The sequence below is a fragment of the Agrobacterium vaccinii genome, from assembly GCF_021310995.1.
GTDB lineage: Bacteria > Pseudomonadota > Alphaproteobacteria > Rhizobiales > Rhizobiaceae > Agrobacterium > Agrobacterium vaccinii.
Map to the genome: position 1 here is coordinate 1,848,513 of NZ_CP054150.1, position 21,946 is coordinate 1,870,458.

General features: G+C 58.8%; 19 protein-coding genes. 5 read left to right on the forward strand and 14 right to left on the reverse strand.

From position 1 onward, the window contains the following. Positions 1 to 26 precede the first annotated feature (26 nt). Both HRR99_RS09270 and HRR99_RS09275 read left to right on the forward strand, forming a co-directional pair. Positions 27 to 698 (forward strand): DsbA family oxidoreductase, encoded by a 672-nt coding sequence (locus HRR99_RS09270; RefSeq protein WP_233121315.1) that lies wholly within the window; start codon positions 27 to 29, stop codon positions 696 to 698. A 55-nt stretch (positions 699 to 753) separates the two neighbouring features. Then, on the forward strand, positions 754 to 1,698 hold the full coding sequence (locus tag HRR99_RS09275; protein ID WP_233121317.1) for a DMT family transporter: 945 nt from the start codon (positions 754 to 756) through the stop codon (positions 1,696 to 1,698). A gap of 20 nt (positions 1,699 to 1,718) precedes the next feature. Here the strand turns inward: HRR99_RS09275 and HRR99_RS09280 are convergent, their stop codons facing one another. The 3 genes from HRR99_RS09280 to HRR99_RS09290 all read right to left on the reverse strand — a co-directional run bounded on the left by HRR99_RS09280 (position 1,719) and on the right by HRR99_RS09290 (position 5,989). Continuing rightward, positions 1,719 to 2,045 carry a hypothetical protein gene (locus HRR99_RS09280; RefSeq protein ID WP_233121319.1) on the reverse strand — a complete coding sequence of 109 codons (327 nt, stop codon included), beginning with the start codon at positions 2,043 to 2,045 and terminating at the stop codon, positions 1,719 to 1,721. Between the two features lie 132 nt (positions 2,046 to 2,177). After that, positions 2,178 to 5,675, reverse strand: a complete 3,498-nt coding sequence (gene mfd / locus HRR99_RS09285; RefSeq protein ID WP_233121321.1) for a transcription-repair coupling factor — start codon at positions 5,673 to 5,675, stop codon at positions 2,178 to 2,180. Continuing rightward, on the reverse strand, positions 5,672 to 5,989 hold the full coding sequence (locus tag HRR99_RS09290) for a succinate dehydrogenase assembly factor 2 (RefSeq protein ID WP_233121322.1): 318 nt from the start codon (positions 5,987 to 5,989) through the stop codon (positions 5,672 to 5,674). The genes mfd and HRR99_RS09290 overlap by 4 nt, the downstream gene beginning before the upstream one ends. 398 nt (positions 5,990 to 6,387) lie before the next feature. Between HRR99_RS09290 and recG the strand changes: the two genes are divergently transcribed. Both recG and HRR99_RS09300 read left to right on the forward strand, forming a co-directional pair. Continuing rightward, positions 6,388 to 8,493: an ATP-dependent DNA helicase RecG gene (gene recG, locus HRR99_RS09295; RefSeq protein WP_233121324.1), complete on the forward strand. Its 2,106-nt coding sequence runs from the start codon at positions 6,388 to 6,390 to the stop codon at positions 8,491 to 8,493. Between the two features lie 5 nt (positions 8,494 to 8,498). Next, the gene (locus HRR99_RS09300) at positions 8,499 to 8,759 is read left to right on the forward strand and encodes a hypothetical protein (protein ID WP_233121326.1); all 261 of its coding nucleotides are present in this window, start codon (positions 8,499 to 8,501) and stop codon (positions 8,757 to 8,759) included. 3 nt (positions 8,760 to 8,762) lie between these two features. On the opposite strand, the gene HRR99_RS09305 is transcribed toward HRR99_RS09300, so the two are convergent. The 10 genes from HRR99_RS09305 to pcsA form a co-directional block, all read right to left on the reverse strand. Next, positions 8,763 to 9,431: a DUF502 domain-containing protein gene (locus HRR99_RS09305; RefSeq protein ID WP_045229030.1), complete on the reverse strand. Its 669-nt coding sequence runs from the start codon at positions 9,429 to 9,431 to the stop codon at positions 8,763 to 8,765. 130 nt (positions 9,432 to 9,561) lie between these two features. After that, on the reverse strand, positions 9,562 to 10,071 hold the full coding sequence (locus HRR99_RS09310; RefSeq protein WP_233121327.1) for a hypothetical protein: 510 nt from the start codon (positions 10,069 to 10,071) through the stop codon (positions 9,562 to 9,564). Between the two features lie 83 nt (positions 10,072 to 10,154). Then, complete coding sequence (gene glmS / locus HRR99_RS09315) at positions 10,155 to 11,981, reverse strand: glutamine--fructose-6-phosphate transaminase (isomerizing) (RefSeq protein WP_233121328.1); 1,827 nt, start codon at positions 11,979 to 11,981, stop codon at positions 10,155 to 10,157. 143 nt (positions 11,982 to 12,124) lie between these two features. Further along, a complete protein-coding gene (gene glmU, locus HRR99_RS09320) occupies positions 12,125 to 13,483 on the reverse strand; it encodes a bifunctional UDP-N-acetylglucosamine diphosphorylase/glucosamine-1-phosphate N-acetyltransferase GlmU (RefSeq protein WP_233121329.1) in 1,359 nt (452 codons plus the stop codon). Between the two features lie 91 nt (positions 13,484 to 13,574). Next, a complete protein-coding gene (locus tag HRR99_RS09325) occupies positions 13,575 to 13,913 on the reverse strand; it encodes a pentapeptide repeat-containing protein (protein ID WP_233121330.1) in 339 nt (112 codons plus the stop codon). Positions 13,914 to 13,990: 77 nt separating this feature from the next. Beyond that, positions 13,991 to 15,064 (reverse strand): BMP family ABC transporter substrate-binding protein, encoded by a 1,074-nt coding sequence (locus HRR99_RS09330; protein ID WP_233121331.1) that lies wholly within the window; start codon positions 15,062 to 15,064, stop codon positions 13,991 to 13,993. 36 nt (positions 15,065 to 15,100) lie between these two features. Beyond that, entirely contained in the window at positions 15,101 to 16,021 is a 921-nt protein-coding gene (locus HRR99_RS09335) for an ABC transporter permease (protein ID WP_233121332.1), read from the reverse strand. Next, a complete protein-coding gene (locus tag HRR99_RS09340) occupies positions 16,021 to 17,109 on the reverse strand; it encodes an ABC transporter permease (RefSeq protein ID WP_233121333.1) in 1,089 nt (362 codons plus the stop codon). The genes HRR99_RS09335 and HRR99_RS09340 overlap by 1 nt, the downstream gene beginning before the upstream one ends. Continuing rightward, the gene (locus HRR99_RS09345; protein WP_422387258.1) at positions 17,099 to 18,670 is read right to left on the reverse strand and encodes an ABC transporter ATP-binding protein; all 1,572 of its coding nucleotides are present in this window, start codon (positions 18,668 to 18,670) and stop codon (positions 17,099 to 17,101) included. Before HRR99_RS09345 ends, HRR99_RS09340 begins: the two co-directional genes overlap by 11 nt. A gap of 172 nt (positions 18,671 to 18,842) precedes the next feature. Then, complete coding sequence (gene pcsA / locus HRR99_RS09350) at positions 18,843 to 19,574, reverse strand: phosphatidylcholine synthase (RefSeq protein WP_233121334.1); 732 nt, start codon at positions 19,572 to 19,574, stop codon at positions 18,843 to 18,845. Between the two features lie 209 nt (positions 19,575 to 19,783). Between pcsA and HRR99_RS09355 the strand changes: the two genes are divergently transcribed. Further along, entirely contained in the window at positions 19,784 to 20,998 is a 1,215-nt protein-coding gene (locus tag HRR99_RS09355) for a UbiH/UbiF family hydroxylase (protein ID WP_233121335.1), read from the forward strand. On the opposite strand, the gene HRR99_RS09360 is transcribed toward HRR99_RS09355, so the two are convergent. Then, positions 20,976 to 21,920 (reverse strand): AEC family transporter, encoded by a 945-nt coding sequence (locus HRR99_RS09360; RefSeq protein ID WP_233121337.1) that lies wholly within the window; start codon positions 21,918 to 21,920, stop codon positions 20,976 to 20,978. The genes HRR99_RS09355 and HRR99_RS09360 overlap by 23 nt on opposite strands. Between the last annotated feature and the right edge of the window lie 26 nt (positions 21,921 to 21,946).

A 21,946-nucleotide genomic window follows, 5' to 3' on the forward strand; every position in this document is an offset into this window, starting at 1 on the left:
ATTTTCGGGTCTGAAAGGGAAGCACCATGCAACGCATTGTTATCGACGTCGTCTCGGACATGGTTTGCCCGTGGTGCTATCTCGGCAAGGCGCGGCTCGATCTGGCGCTGGCCGAAATTCTCGATGAGGTTAGCGTCGATGTGAACTGGCGTCCCTATCGCCTGAACCCGGATTATCCGCCTGAGGGCGTGGACCAGAAGGCCGAGCTTGAAAAGAAGCTGGGCGGCAAGGACAAGGTCGAGCAGGCGCACGAGATGCTAACGCAGCTTGGCAAGGAAGTCGGCATCGCCTTCGATTTCGACGCCATCAAGGTCGGCCCCAATACGCTGGATGCCCACCGCCTGTCACTCTGGGCCCATGCCGAGGGACGCGAATTTCAGGACAAGGTCGTGAACGAACTGTTCCGCGCCAACTTCGAGGAAGGCCTGAACATCGGTGACCACACCGTGCTGGCCGATATCGGTGAAAAGGCCGGGATGAACCGCGAAGTCGTGGAGAAGCTGCTCGCGTCTGACGCGGACAAGGACACGGTCGTTGCGGAAATCGACGCGGCTCAGCAGATGGGTGTTTCGGGCGTTCCCTTCTTCATTCTCGACCAGAAATACGCGGTCAGCGGCGCGCAAAGCAAGGAAGTGCTGATTAATGCACTGCGGGATATTGCCAGAATGAAGCTGGAAGAGCATAGGGCAATGAACTGATCGTCAGCGCCTCCCCGCTGTCGATTTCCGGCCCCTAATATTTTCAGGTGTTTCCGTGTCCGATAGCACGTTGAAGGGCATTCTGCTCGCATTCGCAGCCTTTGCGGCCTACGCCTGGAGTGATGCGAGCGTGAAGCTCATCGAAGGGCAATTGTCGCCCATTCAATCCGCCTTTTTCGGCGCGCTGTTCGGGCTCTGCGCCCTGCCCTTCATCCGCAAGCGCAATGACGACTGGCGCGACATCGTGCGCACCACCAACCGCCCACTGTGGCTGTTGCGCTTCGTGTCATCCGGCCTCGGCGCCATCACCTCGGTCACGGCCTTCACCCATCTGTCGATGGCGGAAGCTTTTGCGCTTATCTTCCTGCTGCCCGCTTTCGTCACCATCATGTCGGTTCTGTTCCTGAAGGAGCAGGTCGGCATCAAGCGTTGGTCCGCCGTCATAATCGGCTTTGCCGGTGTGCTCGTAATCTTGAGGCCCGGTTTTCGCGAGCTGTCGACCGGCCATTTCTCGGCCATTGTCGCGGGTCTCTGCGGCGCGATTTCGATCGTCATCTTCCGCGCCATGGGGCCATCGGAAAAGAACATCTCGCTTTATGGTGCGGGCTTGCTGGGAACATTGGTGATTTGCGGCGTGGCGATGACGTCGTCCTTCACCCCGCCCAATGCCGAGCAATGGATGTTCCTGGCCGGTTATGGCCTCCTCGGCGCTGTCGCTAACGTGCTTGTCATGTACGCGGCGAAATACGCACCCGCCGCCGTTATCGGCCCGACGCAATACAGCCAGATGCTGTGGGCTATCCTGTTCGGTTATCTGGTTTTCGGAGATGCCGTCGATGGCTGGATGCTGGTAGGCATTGCGCTCATCATCGGCTCAGGCCTGATCACACTCATTCGCGAACGGCAGAGGCACGTCGCTCTGCCCACGTCGATTGCGGCGGCAGACCAGAATGTTGCCGTCGCGATGACACCGGAGAGCGATGGGGAAAAGGCGGACTGATCAGCCCACCCTCGGCACCGTCAATTGCAGACACGCACACGATACATATCGCCGTAGCCATCCTGACGCCATGCCAGATGGCAACGGGGATAAGCGGGCTCATAGATGACGGGTGGACCGTAGACGGGCTGACTGTAAACGGGCGTATAGCTATAGGCTGGCGGGCCGTAATAGTTCCGCGCGCCCGCAATCAACGCGCCGCCAACGACGGCCCCAGCGATACCTGCGCCAAATCCGCGTCCGAAATTGTTACGTGCTTCTGCCTGGCTGGTGGTGGCAATTGTGGTGCCCGCAATTGTCAAAGCAACCAGACCAGCGGTGACGAACCTGTTCATGGTGGTCAACATAGTCCTGCTCCTTCGTTCATCGGCTCCCGGCGAAATCATGCCGTGCCGACGAGAACGAGGTTATGCCTGCCAAGCCTACGGCCAGATGTCCGTTTGATTAAATCGCCGTAAGAAACGGCGATCCTTACAGAGTCAGGGTTTCGCCAGTTCCGCCAGCTGCGTCATCACCATCGCAGCGCCCGCCAGACGCTTCTCCGGCGTTGGCAGATCGCGGGTCAGGAACACGCTATGGTCAGGCCTGATCTTCGCCATGGAGCCTTGCTTGGCGATGTAGCCGACCAGTGCCGCGGGGTTCGGGAACTCCTTGTTGCGGAACTGCACGACGACGCCCTTCGGCCCGGCATCCAGCTTTTCGACATTGGCCGTGCGGCACAGCGACTTGACGTAGACGATCTTGAGCAAATGCTGCACTTCCTTCGGCAACGGGCCGAAACGGTCGATCATCTCGGCACCGAAGCCGTCGATTTCGTTCAGATCGGTCAACTCGCCAAGGCGGCGATACAGACCCATGCGCAGATGCAGATCCGGCACATAATTTTCCGGGATCATGACCGATGTGCCGACCGAGATCTGCGGCGACCAGCCGGTGTCGATGACATCATCCTCGCCCTTCACCTCGGCCACGGCCTCTTCCAGCATCTGCTGGTAAAGCTCGAAGCCGACTTCCTTGATGTGGCCGGACTGCTCTTCGCCCAGCAGATTGCCAGCGCCGCGAATATCCAGGTCATGGCTGGCGAGCTGGAAGCCGGCACCGAGTGTGTCGAGCGATTGCAGAACCTTCAGGCGGCGCTCCGCCATGGTCGTCAGCACCTTGTTGACCGGCAGCGTGAACAGCGCAAAGGCACGAACCTTGGAGCGTCCAACGCGACCGCGCAGCTGGTAGAGCTGCGCCAGGCCGAACATATCGGCACGGTGGACGATCAGCGTATTGGCTGTCGGCACATCGAGGCCGGATTCGACGATGGTGGTGGAGAGCAGCACGTCATATTTGCCATCATAGAAGGCGTTCATGATGTCTTCCAGCTCACCCGCCGCCATCTGGCCGTGGGCAACAGCAACCTTCAGTTCCGGTACGTCGGATTGCAAGAAGGCATGGATATCAGCGAGATCAGCCAGACGCGGGCAGACATAGAAGCTTTGGCCGCCGCGATAATGCTCGCGCATCAGCGTTTCGCGGATGACCAGCGCGTCGAACGGCGAAATGAAAGTCCGTACCGCCATGCGGTCCACCGGCGCGGTGGTGATCAGAGACAGTTCCCGCACGCCGGTCATGGCCAGCTGTAACGTGCGCGGAATGGGCGTGGCCGACAGCGTCAGCACATGCACGTCGCTCTTCAACTCTTTGAGCCGTTCCTTGTGCTTCACGCCAAAATGCTGCTCCTCATCAATGATGAGAAGGCCGAGATTGGCGAAATTGATGCCAGCGCCGAGCAGAGCATGCGTGCCGACGACGATATCCGTCTTGCCCTCGGCCACTTCCTTTTTCGTCAGCGCCAGTTCCTTGGCACCCACAAGACGCGATGCTTGCTGAACGCGGATGGGCAGGCCACGGAACCGTTCGGAGAAGGTACGGAAATGCTGGCGCGCCAGCAGTGTCGTCGGGACGACAACGGCAACCTGCACGCCGTTCATGGCGGCCAGGAACGCAGCGCGAAGCGCCACTTCCGTCTTGCCGAAACCGACGTCACCGCAGATCAGACGATCCATCGGGCGACCTGCCCCCAGATCATCCCGAACGGAATCGATGGCATTCTGTTGGTCTTCCGTTTCATCATAGGGGAAACGAGCCGCGAACTCATCATAGAGACCATCGGGCGCAATCAGTGTCGGCGCGTGGCGTACCATGCGCGCTGCGGCGATGCGGATGAGATCACCCGCCATATCCAGCAGGCGCTTTTTGAGCTTGGCCTTGCGCATCTGCCATGCGCCGCCACCCAGCTTGTCGAGATTGGCTTCCGCCGCATCCGAGCCGTAACGTGACAGAAGATCGATGTTTTCGACCGGCAGAAAAAGCTTTGCCTCATCGGCATAATGTAGCTCAAGACAATCACGCGGCGCGCCAGCCGCCTCAATGGTGCGCAGACCGACGAAGCGACCGATACCGTGTTCGGCGTGAACGACGAGCGAGCCTTCGTCCAGCCCCGCGACTTCCGAGATGAAATCCGCACCGCGTTTGCGCCGCTTTGAACGGCGCACCATGCGGTCGCCCAGAATATCCTGCTCACCGATGACTGCGAGATTGCCGGTTTCAAACCCGGCCTCAAGGCTCAGCACCGCAGCGGCAGCCTCGCCCTTACCGAGCTTTTCGACTTCCTTGAACGACTGGATGGTCTTGATGTTCTCAAGCCCATGCTCGTTCAACACTTGCAACATGCGGTCGAGCGACCCTTCCGACCATCCCGTTATCAGCACCTTCCAACCCTTGGAGCGACGCTCGGCAATGTGCTTGACGGCAAGCGTGAAGACATTGATGCGCTCTTCGCTTTCGCTCTCCGTCTGCGACTTCGCCCAACGCGGACCGACATGGGCATCCAGCGTTGCGACCGGCTTGTCCTTGGAATCCTGCTCGTTGAACGGCGTCAGGCGTACCGCGTTGACGGCGTTCAGGGCCTCATCGAAGCTCTTGCCGCCGAGATAAATCTGGCTGGGTGAGACGGGCTTGTAGGGCGCGCCCTGCGTTGCGCCTTTCGTCTGGCCGGATTGCTGCCGTGCCTCGAAATAATCATGCACCAGCTTGGAGCGTTCGACGGCAGCCTCACGCGCCGTGTGGTCGGTAACGATGCGGAAGCCCTTGAGATAATCGAAGGCCGTTTCCAGATACTCGTAAAACAGCGGCAGCCAATGCTCCATACCGGCATAGCGGCGTCCTTCGGACACTGCCTGATACAGCGCGTCATCCCGTGTCGCCGCGCCAAACAGCGAGAGATAGTTCTTGCGGAAGCGGCTGATCGTATCCGGTGTCAGCGTCACTTCGCTCATCGGGTTCAGACCGAGCGAACGCGCCTGGCCGATGGTGCGCTGGCTGGCGGGATCGAAAGTGCGGATGCTCTCCAGCGTATCACCAAAGAAATCCAGCCGCACCGGCTCTTCCGTGCCGGGCACGAAGACATCGAGAATACCGCCGCGCACGGCGAACTCGCCCACTTCACGCACCGTCGCCACACGGTCGAAACCATTGCGCTCAAGCCGGGCGGCGATGTCGTCCATGCGGATCTGGTTGCCGGGTTTGGCCGAAAAAGCGAGGCTTTCGATGACGTCACGCGGCGCCATCTTCTGCAACATGGCGTTGACGGTGACGAGTACGATGGCCGGGTGCGGCTTCTTCTGGTGGTGGATAAGGCCGGACAGGGTGGCAAGACGGCGGGCCGACACATGCGCGCTGGGCGACACGCGGTCATAGGGCAAGCAATCCCAGGCGGGCAAGCTCAGAACCGGAATGTCAGGCGCAACGAAGCCCAGCATCTGCTCCAGATCGGCCACGCGCTGACCATCGGAGAGCACATAGGCCACGGGCGTGCCCTGCCGTGCCAAATCCGCGAGCAAAAAGGCTTCCGTGCCCGAGGGCACGTTGCCAATGGTCAACGGCGTATCGGCCGATGCCACCAGCCTGACATCGAATCCGGCTATCATTTTGGGCTATGTCCGTTCTGGGCAGTGACCAGATCGAAATCTGGGCGGTAGGAAATGATCTTCTCAAAAAGGGGCGTCTGGAATTTTTCCGGGATAGCCTGCGCGCCCGTCACCATCTGCACGAGGTCCTGATCCTCCTCATTCATGATGATTTCAAGCTCGTCCAACTGTTTATCCGAGAGATCGGCAATGTTCTCTTCCGCAAACTGGCCGAGAACAAGGTCCATTTCCCTGATGCCACGATGCCAGCACCGATAAAGAATGCGCCTGCGCCTCGGATCGAGGTCGGCGCTCGTGCGTACCAGTCCTGTCATCGCATTTCCTTCCCTGTGGGACGACTTACGCTTCCACAGCCCACCTGCCGGTCCCTGCACCACCACCCTCATTCCTGTGCTCGTCACAGGAATCCAGCGACCTGACGTCTGTCAGGTCAACGAGTCTTTTCAGCCCAAGTCCTTGGGCTGACTGGATCCCTGTGACAAGCACAGGGATGAAGGAGAGGAAAGGATGGCCGAAAACAGCGGGCCTCGTAATCGCGGAGCGTCCTTCAATCAGATTCATCTGTTGCCTCTCCTATAGAACAGGACAGGAACGATTGGGAACAGGTTTTTACGCAAATATCGCCACAGGCCGGAAAATCTACCGGTGATAAACCGAGTTTCTCATCCCACCGCTCTTGCATTGCGCACGCCCTTCCACGATTTTGCTCGCCATGCGCCCCGCCCTCCTCGATCCGCTGTTTGCCACCGTCGCCACGCTGACCGGCGTAGGGCCGAAGCTTGCCGATTTGCTGGCGAAGCTTTTGGGCAGGGAAAGCGTCGAGGAAAGCCGCGTTGTCGACCTTCTGTTTCATGCGCCCTACAACATCATCGACCGGCGCAACCGACCCGGCATCGCGCATGCACCACAGGGCGCCATTGTCACCATTCAGGGACGTGTGGACCGACACCAACCGGCACCGCCCGGCAACCGGTCTGCCCCTTATCGGGTCTTCCTGCATGATGAGACGGGCGAACTGGCCCTGACCTTCTTCCGCGCCAAAGGCGACTGGCTGTCCAAGGCCCTGCCGGTGGACGAAGAGGTGATGGTCAGCGGCAAGATCGACTGGTTCAATGGCCGCGCCTCCATGGTGCACCCGGACTTTATGGTAAAGGTCTCGGAGGCCGAGAACCTGCCGCTGGTCGAGCCTGTCTACCCGTTGACAGCCGGGCTCTCGCCCAAGGTCTTGCGGCGAGCCATTGACGGCGCGCTCACCAAAATGCCGGTCTTTCCCGAATGGATCGACGAAGCGCTGGCGGCACGTGAGAGCTTTCCGCATATCGCCGATGCCTTTCGCGATCTGCACGATCCGCGGGACGAGGCCGATATCGACCCACAAGCCCCTGCCAGACGTCGCCTCGCCTATGACGAGTTTCTGGCCGGTCAGCTTTCGCTGGCGCTGGTGCGCCAGAGACTGCACAAGGTCACCGGCCAACCCATCCGCGCCAAAGGTGATTTTGCCGCCAGAATTCTGGCGAACCTGCCGTTTTCGATGACGGCAAGCCAAAGCGCTGCGGTGAAGGACATCCTCACCGACATGGCAGGTGAAGACCGCATGCTGCGCCTGTTGCAGGGTGATGTCGGCGCGGGCAAGACGCTGGTGGCGCTGATGGCCATGGCGACTGCCGTCGAGGCTGGCGGCCAGGCCGTGCTGATGGCCCCCACCGAAATCCTCGCCCGCCAGCATTTCGCGACGATCTCGAAATTCGCTGCCACCGCCGGCATTTCCTGCGAGGTGCTGACAGGCCGCACAAAGGGCAAGGAACGCCGCGAGATCGAGGAGCGCATTGCCTCCGGTGAAGCGCAAATCATCATCGGCACCCACGCGCTGTTTCAGGATAGCGTCAGCTATAAGAACCTCGTTCTGGCGGTGGTGGATGAGCAGCACCGTTTCGGTGTCCACCAGCGCCTGCGGCTGACTGCCAAGGGCATCTCGCCGCATATGCTGGTCATGACGGCAACCCCCATTCCCCGCACGCTGGTTCTGGCCGCTTTCGGTGACATGGACGTTTCAAAACTCCTGGAAAAACCGGCAGGCCGAAAGCCGATCACGACTGTGACCATTCCCACCGAGCGCATAGGCGATATCGTTGCACGGCTGAGAAGCGCACTGTCCGAAGGCAAGAAAGCCTACTGGATCTGCCCGCTGGTGGAGGAATCGGAGGAATCCGATCTCATGTCGGCGGAGGAGCGCCATGCTGTTCTGTCCAAGTCACTCGGCGCAGACATCGGCCTCATCCATGGCCGCATGAGCGGACCGGAGAAGGACGCCGCGATGCTCGCCTTCAAGACTGGTGAAACCCGCCTGCTGGTGGCAACCACCGTCGTGGAAGTGGGCGTCGATGTGCCGGATGCGACGATCATGGTGATCGAGCATGCCGAAAATTTCGGCCTCGCCCAGCTCCACCAGTTGCGCGGGCGCGTGGGCCGTGGCGACGAGGCATCCACCTGCATTCTGCTCTATAAGGGACCGCTCAGTGAAAACGGCAAGGCACGTCTTTCCATTCTGCGTGATAGCGAAGATGGCTTCCTGATTGCCGAAGAGGATTTGAAGCTGCGCGGCGAAGGCGAACTTCTCGGCACCCGCCAATCCGGCACGCCCGGCTTCCGCATCGCTAGCCTTGAAGCCCACGCCGACCTGCTGGAAATCGCCCGCAAGGATGCCGCCTATATCATCGAACGCGACGCAGAACTAACTAGCGAGCGAGGCCGCAATCTGCGCACCCTGCTCTATCTCCATCGCCGTGACGAAGCGATCCGTTTCCTCCATGCAGGCTAACGACCATGAATGACATGCCCCTACCGCCTGCAGCCTTCAGCAAAGGCTACGCGCTTTGCTCACCAGACAACCTGCTGCTGCCGGAGACCTTCGCCAAAAGTGAAAAGAAGGCCATCGGAAAGAACTTCAAGAAGCCGGGCCGCAAGAAAGCTTGGGCAGAAGCCCAGGAAAAAGGATGGAGCGTGCGCTTCGTCTATATGCGCGTGTTCGTGCCGGTGTTTCATTCGACATCCACAGTTGGCGGCGAGGTTTTTGACGACGATTGACCGTCAAACCGGCGCAATCGCCTTGGGCAGTTCGAAATCCGGGGCCACGAGACCGCCGGAGATCAACAGCTTTGCGCCGTCTTCCGGCGACATGTCCAGCATGATGATCTTGTCTTTGGGCACGAACAGCAGGAAGCCCGCAGTCGGCACCGGCGTTGGCGGCAGGAAGACGGCCACCATCTCCTGACCGATTTCATTGAAGCGATACGCCAGTTCCCCCTTGGCATCCGACGCCACGAAAACCATGGCCCATGTGCCGGGCGATGGAAACTCGATGAGGCCGACCTTTTTGAACGAGCTGGAATGTTCCTTCAGAACCGATTCGAACAGCTGCTTGATGCTTTTGTAGATGGGCCGAACGAAAGGCATGTGGTTGAGCACCGACTCGCCAAAGCCGACGATCCATTTGCCGATGAGGTTGTTGCCGAGAAAACCAATCAGCGTAATGCCGATGACCGCCACCAGAAGGCCGAAACCGGGAATGGCGACATCGAAATATTGTTCGGGATCGTAACGCGCCGGAATATAGGGCTTAACCCAACTGTCCACCCATTGCAGGAAGGTCCAGACCAGCCACATGGTAATGGTCACAGGTGCAAGGATGAGCACGCCTGTCAGGAAGCTGTTGCGCAAGCGTGTTGCGAAAGAAATTTTGACGGGAATTTCGGTCATGAATCCGCATACATTCGAGAAACTTCAAGAGATGAAGACCTTCTTGAACGGACAATGACCAGACCTGTTCCGTGTTTCAAGTGAATTATCGGTTACACAAGCTCAGCGCATGAAAGCTTTGCCGATCGCGCTATTGCGCCGACGCCTCTATGTGCTCCCCATCTGTTGAAAGAACGCGTTTTCGGGCACGGAAAAGCACGATGCTGGCAATGAGAGCAAAGACGTTGATGCCAAGGGCTGTTTCCTCGACCGATCCTCCGAAGACAAAGCCCGCTTCAAAGCCGATATTGGCGTGATATGTAAGATAAAGTAACTTTTCCTGCACGCCATTGAGTATCACCGGTATTTCGAACCCCGTGGACCAACGCATTTCCACCGGGCCCCAGGCAACGATCGGTATTTGGGTTACGAATAACCCCAGAACCCAACGGTAGGCCCAAGCGTCTCCTCTGATGAAGCGGCAGCCGACATATAGAGACCACAAAAAGAGCAAAGCAATCGTGACAAAAACGGCTACAGCATCGGAAGCGCCCTCGTTGATTTTTTGAGGTATCGTCAGCGCTAAAAAGCAGAGTGCGACGGCAGACCCCCCGATCATGGAGATCGCCAGAAACCGTGTTAACCAGCTGTGATTGAACATGAACCCTCAACATTAAGTGACGACGTTGAGGATTTCATAAGGACAGCAAAAACACAACTTTTAAGAGTTGAAACCAGGAGAATTTACTCCACCGTCACCGACTTCGCCAAGTTGCGCGGCTGGTCCACATCCGTGCCCATGAAGACTGCGGTGTGATAGGCCAAGAGCTGGATCGGGAGCGAGAAGACCATCGGAGCGATGATTTCGTCCACGTTCGGCAGAACGATGGTGGCCATCGTTTCGAGCTTGGAGGCGGCAGCGCCCTTCTCGTCGGTGATGAAGATGATCTTGCCGCCGCGGGCTGCGACTTCCTGCATGTTGGATACGGTCTTGTCGAAGAAACGGTCATGCGGGGCGATGACGATGACAGGCATGTTCTCATCGATCAGCGCAATCGGCCCATGCTTCAACTCGCCTGCAGCATAGCCTTCAGCGTGGATATAGGAGATTTCCTTGAGCTTGAGCGCGCCTTCCAGCGCCAACGGATAGCTGGTGCCGCGACCGAGATAGAGCACGTCCTTGAAGCGGGAGAGATCACGCGACAGGGTTTCGATCTGCGGCTGGATGGCGTTGAGCACTTCGCTCATGACACGCGGCATTTCGATCAGGTTTCGAACAAGGTCCGTTTCCTGCTCAACCGTCAACGTGCCGCGGGCCTTGCCAGCGGCAATGGCGAGCGAAGCCAGAACGGCCAGCTGGCAGGTGAAGGCCTTGGTGGAGGCGACGCCGATTTCAGGACCTGCGAGAATCGGAAACACCGCATCCGATTCGCGCGCCATGGTGGATTCGCGAACATTGACGACCGTGCCGATCTTGAGGCCGTTTTCCTGGCAATAGCGTAGCGATGCCAGCGTATCTGCCGTTTCGCCGGATTGCGAAATGAAGAGTGCTGCCTGCGTCGGCAAAAGCGGCATTTCGCGGTAGCGGAATTCCGAGGCGACATCGATTTCGACCGGCAGGCGCGCATAACGCTCGAACCAGTATTTTCCGATGAGGCCGGACAGATAGGCCGTGCCGCAGGCGGAAATGGCAAGGCCGCTCAGCTTGGAAAAATCGATGGCCGGATCGGCATCCTTCACGCGCTTTTCGGCGAAATGCACATAGTGGCTGAGCGCGTGGGAAATGACTTCCGGCTGCTCGTAGATTTCCTTTTCCATGAAGTGCCGGTGGTTGCCCTTGTCCACCACATAGGCCGTCGCTTGCGAAATCTGGCGCTGGCGCTGAACCGGCTTACCGGAGAAATCGATGATTTCTGCACCCTTGGCGGTGATGATGGCACAATCGCCGTCCACCAAATAGGTGATTTCATTGGTGAAGGGCGACAGCGCGATGGCGTCCGAACCCAGGAACATTTCGCCACGTCCGTAACCGATGGCAAGCGGAGGGCCGGAACGCGCAGACAGCAGCGTCGTAGGGTCATCCTGAAACATGACGCCCAGCGCATAGGCACCGGTGACGCGGTTGAGCATGGCCAGCATGGCGGCGCGGTGATCAAGACCATCGCGGGTGAATTTTGCCAAAAGCTGAGCGACGACTTCCGTATCCGTCTGGGTCGTGAAGGTGGCGCCGTCTGCCGTCAGCTCATCGCGCAACTCGGAGAAGTTCTCGATGATGCCGTTATGGACGACGGCCACGCCATCCACGAAATGCGGGTGGGCGTTGGTTTCGTTCGGCACGCCATGGGTTGCCCAGCGCGTGTGGGCAATGCCGGTCAGGCCGGGAAGCGGCTCTTCCGACAGCTTCTTTTCCAGATTGAACAGCTTGCCCTCGGCGCGGCGGCGGGCCAGTGCGCCGTCATGGATCGTTGCGACGCCAGCGGAGTCATAACCCCGATATTCCAGACGCTTCAGCGCATCCACGAGGCGCTCCGCAACCGGCTGCGTTCCAACAATGCCAACAATGCCGCACATACAATTCTCCAAAAAAATTTAGGGCATCGAGTCGGTCGAAGTCTTCTTACGATCCGATGCTTTTGATAGCCGAAGTCCTAGCGATTTCCGCAAAAATCGCAATTGCAACCGCGGTCACTTTCAATGTCTATCCGTTACGATTGTCAGGGCTTCTTCTTGGCGTTCTTGATGGCCTGCGCGCGGGCTCGAATATCCGTGGCGCGACCTTCCTTGATCTCCTGACGGGCACGGCCAAAGGCAAGCGCATCGGCAGGCACATCCGCGGTGATGACGCTACCGGATGCGACATAGGCATCGTCCCCGATATTGACGGGCGCGACCAGCGAGGAGTTAGAACCAACAAAAGCATTCTTGCCGATTCGCGTCTCGTGCTTGTTGATGCCATCGTAATTGCAGGTGATCGTCCCTGCCCCGATATTGCTTCCAGCACCGACAAAGGCATCGCCGATATAGGTCAGGTGGTTGACCTTGGCACCCTCACCGATCTCGGCCTTCTTCACCTCGCAGAAATTGCCGACCTTGGAATTGGCACCCAGATTGGCACCGGGACGCAGACGGGCATAGGGACCAACCGTCGCGCCGCCGCTGACATGCGCGCCTTCGAGATGCGAAAAGGCGTGGATGACGGCTCCCGATTCGATGGTGACGCCGGGCCCGATCACCACATTGGGTTCGATCAGCGCCTCCTGTCCAATCTGCGTATCCCAGGACAGGAATACGGTTTCCGGCGCAATCATCGAGACACCATCGATCATGAACTGATGGCGCGCGCGCTCCTGCCAGAGCTTTTCGATGGTGGCCAGTTCGGCGCGGTTGTTACAGCCGATCAATTCGGTCTCAGGCGCATCGATAGCGACGGCCTTGCCGCCCAGTGAGCGGGCGATTTCAACGATATCCGTGAGATAATATTCGCCTTTGGCGTTGTTGTTGCCAATGCGGATGAGAAGATCCAGCGCACGACGACCATTGATCGCCATCAGGCCACTGTTGCACCAAGTAACCTTGCGCTCGTCCTCCGTTGCGTCTTTTTCCTCGCGGATAGCAACGAGTTCACCATTCTCGACCAGCAGACGACCATAACCCGTCGGCTTGTCGGTATGGAAACCGATGACCACGACATCGACATTCTCGCTCAACGCCTGACGCGCCTTATCAAGCGTTTCGGATGTCAGCAGAGGCACGTCGCCATAGGTGATCAGAACGTCATCATACCCGCTTTCGATGGCGGCGCGCGCAGCCAGAACCGCGTTGCCGGTGCCGAGACGCTCTTTCTGGAGATAGGGCTCGACGCTGACGCCAGCACCGCGCGCCGCATCCGCCACCTTGTCAGCATCCCGGCCAACAACCAGTGCTGCGGCACTGACGCCAGCGCCTGCGACAGCCTGCATCACATGCGCAATCATCGCCCGCCCAGCCACCGGATGCAGCACTTTCGACATGGATGACTTCATCCGTGTGCTTTCACCAGCAGCGAGAATGACGGCAAGGCAACTGCGTTCCATTGGTATCTCCGTAACAAACAAACGACGCGTACCAGAGCACGCGTCGGTCATTTAGCAGTTGCGCCATAAAGATCAAAGCAAGATCGAAATCTTAGGATTTGACGGGGCCGTTTGCCTTATAGACAGCCAGAAGTTCGCTGATCTCGATCCCCTCGATGGTAGCACCCATCAAACCGCACCCAGAGAACTGCGCACCGGTCAGATTAGCGTTTTTGATAACGGCACCCGACAAATTTACGGCGTTCATGGCCAAGCCAGACAGGTTGACGTCATTTACGGACCAGCCACTCATGTTGCTGTCATTAAAGGACGCACCTGAAAAATTGATTTGGTTGAAAGAAGTGCCCGAAAGATTAGCATCATTGAAAGTCGAGCCGGAGAGGTCGCTGTCGTTGACTTCAAGAATCTCTGTCGTCCGAAATAACTTCATCTTTTTCTCCAAAAAAAATGCCGCGCATATTTCAATATGCGCGGCATGATAGTGATGAAGAATTTTAGACGCAACCGTTACTGCGGCAGCTTGTCGTCTACGCCTGCGACGTAGAAGTTCAGGCCGAGAAGGACCTTGTCTTCAGCCTTTTCGCCAGCCTTCAGCCACTCGGAACCGTCCTGCTTCTTGATCGGGCCGGTGAAGGGGTGCAATTCGCCGGACTTGATCTTGGCTTCGGTTTCCTCAGCCATTTTCTTTACGTCATCTGGCATGTTGGTGTACGGCGCCATGGTGAGGATGCCGTCTTTAAGGCCATCCCAGACCGATTCGGACTTCCATGTGCCGTCCAGAAGCGCCTGTGTGCGCTTGATGTAGTAAGCGCCCCAGGTATCGACGATGGCCGTCATCTGCGTGGTTGGACCGGCCTTGATCATGTCGGATGCCTGACCAAAGGCTTTGATGCCACGCTCGGCAGCAACCTGCATTGGGGCCGTGGTGTCGGTGTGCTGCGTCAGAATATCGACACCCTGGTCGATCAGTGCCTTGGCAGCATCGGCTTCCTTGCCGGGGTCGAACCATGTGTTGGCCCAGACGACCTTGACCTTGAATTCAGGGTTCACGGACTGTGCGCCCAGAACGAAGGCGTCGATGCCCATCACGACTTCAGGGATCGGGAAGGACGCGATGTAACCGGCGACACCCTTCTTCGACATCTTGGCAGCGATCTGGCCCTGAATGTAACGTCCCTCATAGAAGCGCGAATTGTAGGTCGCGAGGTTTTCGGCGTTCTTGAAGCCGGTCGCGTGTTCGAACTTCACCTTCGGGAACTTCTGGGCAACCTTGACGGTGGCATCCATGAAGCCGAACGACGTCGTGTAGATCAGTTCGCAGCCGGAACGGGCCATGCGCTCGATGGCGCGTTCGGCGTCTGGTCCCTCGGGAACGCTTTCGAGGAACGGCGTTTCGATCTTGTCGCCGAAATGCTTCTGCAATTCCTGACGGCCGATGTCGTGCGCCTGTGTCCAGCCGCCATCGGTCTTGGTGCCGACATAGACGAAGCAGACCTTCTTGGCGTCTGCGGCCTGCGCGGCGGGAATGGACCCGACGATGGCGGCGGCCGAGGCGGCCAGTGCGATGATGATTTTCTTCATTTTTACCCCTGCTTGGTTAGGCGTGAACCTGGTTTTTTAGCGGTCCGGCACGAACGGTTTGCCGAGCGATGCCGGTGTATTGATCAGCGTTGTGCGACGATTATGGGAGATGATGATGAGGACCACAATAGTCGCAATGTAAGGCATTGCTGAAAGAAGTTGGGATGGCACACCGATGCCGAGAGCCTGTGCGTGAAGCTGGCCGATGGTAACTGCGCCGAAGAGATAGCCGCCCGCCAGAACCCGCCATGGCCGCCAGGAGGCAAACACCACCAGCGCCAGCGCAATCCATCCGCGGCCTGCCGACATGTTTTCCACCCATTGCGGCGTATAGACCAGCGACAGTTGCGCACCGGCCAGCCCCGCACAGGCACCGCCGAACATGACGGCGAGGTAGCGCGTGCGGATGACATTGATGCCCAGAGCATGGGCCGAACCGTGATTATCGCCAATGGCGCGGATTTTCAGGCCCGTGCGGCTTTTGAACAGAAACCAGCCAATGCCGATGACAAGCGCAATCGACATATAGAAGATCAGATCCTGCCGGAACAGAGCCGGTCCGATGACGGGGATTTCGGACAGGACCGGAAAGACGATGGGCGGCAGTTTGACGCCGGGCAGACCGACGAAGGTCTCACCCAACATGCCGGACACGCCGAGGCCGAGAATAGTCAGTGCAAGTCCCGTCGCCACCTGATTCGTGACCAGCGTCAGCGTCAGGAAACCAAACAGCAGCGAAAAAACGGCACCGGATGCGATACCAGCGACAATGCCGATATAGGGCGAGCCGGTGATATGGGCGGCGGCAAAAGCGCAGACCGCGCCCATAATCATCATGCCCTCGACACCGAGGTTCAACACGCCTGCCCGTTCCGTAACCAACTCGCCCAGAGCGGCGATAACAAGCGGCGTAGCAGCGGTGATGACGGTCAGAAGGATCGCCTGAAACATATCCATCATGCGGCTCCTTCGCTGCTGTTGCCGCGCCCGAAACGGATACGGATTTTGTAGATGATCAGCGTATCGCAGGAGAGCACAAAGAACAGCATCAGCCCCTGAAACACGCGCGTAACCTTGTCGGACACGCCGATGGAAAGCTGCGCCGCCTCGCCGCCGAGATAGGTCAACGCCAGCACGAAGCCGGAGGCGATGATGCCGAGCGGATTCAGGCGACCGAGAAATGCAACGATGATGGCGGTAAAGCCGTAACCGGGCGAAATGGACGGCTGCAAATGGCCGATGGAGCCGGAGACTTCGGAAATACCGGCGAGACCCGCCAGCGCGCCAGATAGCACCAGCGAAAACCACACCATGCCGCGCGAGGAGAAACCGGCAAAGCGTCCTGCCCGTGGCGATTGACCCAGCACGGTGACCTGAAAGCCCCTCAGCATAAAGCGCATCATGAACCACAGCGCGATGGCGGCGATGATGGCAAAGACGATGCCCCAATGGGCGCGACCGGATTCGAGAATTTCCGGCAGCACGGCGCTTTCGTTGAAGGCTATCGTCTGCGGGAAATTATAGCCAGCCGGATCACGCCAGATACCCCGCGTCAGCCAGTCCAGGAACAGCTGCGCGACATAGACCAGCATCAGGCTGGTCAGGATTTCGTTGGTGTTGAAACGCGTTTTGAGCAGCGCCGGAATGCCCGCATAGAGCGCGCCACCGGCAGCACCCATGATGAGCATCAGCGGCAGGATCATTGGCGACTGCCACTGCGGATAAAGCACCGGCAGGATGGAACCGGTGATCGCGCCAATGGTGAACTGTCCTTCAGCACCAATATTCCAGTTGTTGGAGCGGTAGCAGACCGACAGGCCGACCGCGATGAGGATCAGCGGTGCCGCCTTGATCGCCAGCTCATGCAGCGACCAGACTTCCAAGAGCGGATCGATGAAGAAGCAATAGAGCGCGCTGAACGGGTTCTTGCCCAGTAACGCAAACATGATGGCGCCGAAGACCAGCGTGAGGGCGAGCGCCAGCAGAGGCGAGAGAATGGCGAAGAGATTGGAAACGCCGGTACGTTTTTCGAGCTCAATGCGCATGTGCGGCAGCCTCCGCATGTCCCGCGTGAACACCGCCCATCAAAAGTCCGATCTTTTCTCGGTTCATCTCGCCCGCCGGGTAGGATTGCGACAGACGTCCATCGGAAATGACGGCAATGCTGGAGGCCACTTCAAAGATTTCATCCAGGTCCTGGCTGATGACGATAACCGCAGAGCCTGCCTTGGCGAGATCGACCAGCGCCTGGCGAATGCGGCTTGCGGCCCCGGCATCCACGCCCCATGTCGGCTGGTTGACGACCAACACGGAGGGCTGGCGATCCAGCTCTCGCCCGACGATGAATTTTTGCAGGTTTCCGCCTGAAAGCGATCCCGCCAGCGGATCATCCCCACTTTTGCGCACATCCATGGAGGTGGAAATACGCTTGGCTGCATTCTTTATTGTGGAACTGCGGATGACCTTCAGAAAACCGCCGGTCAAAAAGGCTTTTTTGTCGGAGCGGCAGCGGGCGAGAAGCAGATTGTCGGATAGCGTCATGGTCGGCACCGCGGCGTGGCCGTGGCGTTCTTCCGGCACAAAACCGGCACCCAGCAGGCGGCGGCCATTGATGCCCATGCGCCCCACCGGCTTGCCACGCAGAAATATCGAGTCATCCTTCGCGACAGGATATTCACCGGAAAGCGCATCGAACAATTCCCCCTGCCCGTTTCCGGCAACACCGGCAATGGCCAGAACCTCACCGGAGCGGACGGTCATGGAGATATCTTTGAGCGAAACGGCGAACGGCGTGCGGGCCGCGACCGAAAGGCCGATCATCTCCACACTCACGTCACCAATGGTGCAAGTGTCATCGCGCTGAATGCCCGCGACATCCGAACCCACCATCATGCGTGCCAACGAGGACGGCGTTTCCTTGCGCGGATCGCAGGCGCCGGTCACCTGGCCATGACGCAGAACGGTCGCGCGGTCGCAGATGCGCTGCACCTCTTCCAGACGATGGCTGATGTAGAGTACCGAGCGGCCCTCGGCCTTCAGCTTCGCAAGTGTTTCGAACAGACGGTCGGCCTCCTGCGGCGTCAGCACGGAGGTCGGTTCATCCAGAATGATGAGCTGCGGGTTTTGCAACAGCGCACGCACGATCTCGATGCGCTGGCGCTCGCCCACCGAAAGGTCGGCGACGTGGGCATAAGGGTCGAGCGGCAGACCATAGGCCTTGGACAGCGCTTCCGCCTCGCGGGCAATCTCTTTCAATGAAATCTTCGGGTCCAGAGACAGTGCGATGTTTTCGGCGACCGTCAGCGCTTCGAACAGCGAGAAGTGCTGGAAGACCATGCCGATGCCGAGCTTGCGCGCCTCACCCGGAGAAGTGATGCGAACCGGCTCACCCTTCCACAGGATGTCGCCTGCCGATGGTTCCAGCACGCCGAACAGCATTTTGACCAGCGTGGATTTTCCAGCCCCGTTCTCACCCAGCAGCGCATGAATTTCACCGGGCGCAATATCGAGATCGATCGCATTGCAAGCGCCGAATGTTCCAAACAGCTTGGTCAGCTGGCGAACGGACAATAGAGGCAAGGCCCCAGACGTCACCGATCCCGTCACCTGTTCCCCTTTTCCAACCCGGTGCCGCACTTTCTATGAAGTGTTGAGCCGCCGGATCGATAACCATGCACGAAAATTGGGCAGTGCCCGTTATTGATACTAAATACCGGTTTTATGGCTGCGCACAACTGCAAAACAGACCGGGCATGCAAGTTTTGAACGACTGTTTTTACTATTCCGTACGGGTGCCGAGTTTCGGAAACAATTGCATGATCCCACCGACGCAATAAAGATAGAGCCCGGTAATTGCCACGCCCACGGCCACCCATGTCGGCGTGTCGAAATGCAGCAGAAGCGAATAACCGCCGAGCACGCACCATACGAGGAAAATCGTCATGTTAAGCGGGCGCAGACGCTTGACGCGCACCGGATGCAGAAAATTGATATTCAGGAAGGTCAGGATGACCGAAATGGTCACGACGGTCATGGCCGTCGTCGCGCTCGCATCTATGACGAACAGCGTAAACACCACCATGTTCCAGACCACGGGGAAGCCGGAGAAGAAGTATTCGTCCGTCTTCATGCCCATATCGGCGTAGTAAATGGCGCTGGACACCACGATCATGCCTGCAGCCACGAAGGACCAGGGCTCACCGATCATGCCGCTTTGATAAAGCGCGAAGGCGGGCAGCAGGACGTAGGTCACGTAGTCGATGATGTTGTCGAGCGTATCGCCGGACCAGTTGGGCAGAACCTCTTTTACCCGCACCTTGCGGGCAATGGGTCCATCGATACCGTCGACAGCAAGCGCTAGACCCAGCCACCAGAACATATCAACGAAGCGATGCTCAGCGGCCGCCACAACGCCCAGAAACGCAAGGAAAGAACCGGATGCAGTGAGAATGTGAACCGAGAAGGCCCGCATCTCTGCATAGGGCACGCGCTTGTATTTGAATATCTTCATCAGCGCATGCGCCTCGCTTTAATCCGCAATATCCACTCCGGTATGCGACCATTCATCGCTGTTTGCAACCATTCCTCACGGCTTATCCTCGGACTAATATGGATTTTACATCAGGATCATGGCCTCCGCGACACATCTGCCGTCTGGATTTGCCGGGCCGGAAATCCTATGTTGCAGACGTGGATGCGCGTCAGAATTGGAACGACACGATGAAAAACGTCGAGATCGCTATCGTTGGTGCTGGCCTTGCCGGACAAATCGCCGCCATTGCGCTGGCGCGTTCCGGTCGCAGTGTGGCGCTGATTGCGCCGAAAACCGAAAAGGTAGACAAGCGCACGACGGCGTTGATGGACCAGTCCATTCGCTTTCTCGACCGCCTCGGCCTCTGGTCAAAGATCGAGCCATCCGCCGCCAAGCTTTCCACGATGCAGATCATCGACGGAACCGATCGTCTTCTGCGCGCGCCGACCGTCGCCTTCCGCTCCTCCGAAATCGGCCTAACTGCCTTTGGCTGGAACATGCCGAACGAAGCACTGCTGACGGCGCTTGGCGAAGCGGTCGCGCAGGAAAACAACATCACCGTCATCGACGCGGTCGCCGAGACCATCGATATCGGTCAGCACGATGCCACCATCACGCTCGATAACGGTGAGCACATCTCGGCAAACTTTTTGATCGGTGCCGATGGCCGCAAATCCAGGGTGCGCGAGGTCGCCGAAATCGGCGTGCGCACATGGTCCTACCCGCAGACGGCGCTGGTGCTGAACTTCGCCCACACCCGCCCGCACGGCAATGTCTCCACCGAGTTCCACACACCGACAGGCCCGTTTACGCAGGTACCATTGACGGGCGACCGCTCCAGCCTCGTCTGGGTGGTAACGCCGGAACAGGCTGCGGAACTCTCCGCGCTGCCGCTCGATCAACTGAGCCTTCGGGTGGAAGAGCGCATGCAGTCCATGCTCGGCTCCGTAACCGTCGAAGACAGCGTCCAGACATGGCCGCTTTCCAGCATGACCGCCCATCGCTTCGGCAAGGGCCGCGTGGCACTGGTGGGTGAAGCGGGACACGGCTTTCCGCCCATTGGCGCGCAGGGCCTGAACCTCAGCCTGCGTGATATCATTGTCTTGACGGAGCTTTTGGGCACGTTGACGGGCGGACCCATTCCCGCCGATGCAGGCAACGCATTCGACCGTCGCCGCCGCGCAGATGTGGTGAGCCGTACCTTGAGCGTCGATCTGCTCAACCGCTCGCTTCTGTCCAGCTTCCTGCCGATGCAGGTGGCGCGCGCAGCAGGCCTGCATGTGCTTTCCAACGTCGGACCCTTGCGCGGTCTGGTCATGCGAGAAGGCATCGAGCCGGGCCGTGGGTTGAAGGCGCTGCCGTCTCTTCTGGTTGGCAGCCTCAGACGCTCATGGAACGGATGACATACAGCACGCCCGTCACGGTAAACACCGAAAGCACCGTGGAAATCAGGATGGTTGCCGAGGCGCGCTCCTGCCAGACCTGATATTGCTGGCCGATGACAAAGACATTCGTTGCCGTGGGGAGTGCCGCGAGAAGCACCGCCGTCGAGACCCAGACGGGATCGAAGTTTCCAAACGACGACAGAATGGCATAGGCCAGCAGCGGGTGCAAAATGAGCTTTGCCGGGACGATATAGCTGACCTCGACCGGCACACGCTTCAAAGGTCGCAGCGCCAGCGTCACCCCCATGGCAAACAGGGCGCAGGGTGCTGCCGATTGCGCCAGATAATCCACAAGTTGCTGCACCGGCTGCGGTGGTGCCCAGCCGATGACAGCCGCCAGAAACCCTGCAATGACCGACAGGATAAATGGATGCGTCAGCACCTTCTTCGTCACATCACCCGCCAGTTTCAGTGGTGACCGCTTGTCCCCACCGGCCAACGCCATCAGTGCCGGTGCGGTGATGAAGTGCATGGCGTTTTCCAGACAGACGATCAGCGCCACCGGCACCGCCGCCCGTTCACCGAAAGCCAGCAGCGCAAGGCCGGGGCCCATGTATCCGATATTGCCGTAGCTTCCCGCAAAACTTTGAATGGTGGAATCAGCCAGACTGTTGCGGCGGACAACGTAACCAATGACGAACAGCAGTGCGAAAATGGAATAGGTCGCCAAAAGGCTCAGGCCCACGAAATCCATGCGCGCCAGTTGATCGACCGGCGTCTTTGCCACCAGTTTGAAGAACAGCGCGGGCAATGCGGCATAGATGATGAAAGTGTTCAGCCATCCCATTGCTTCGGCAGATTGGCGGGTGATGCGCCCGGCCAGATAGCCGATGAAAATCAGTCCGAAAAATGGAAACAGCAATCCGGCGATGTCGGCCATGGCTCCCCTCGCCGTGTTTTATGCCC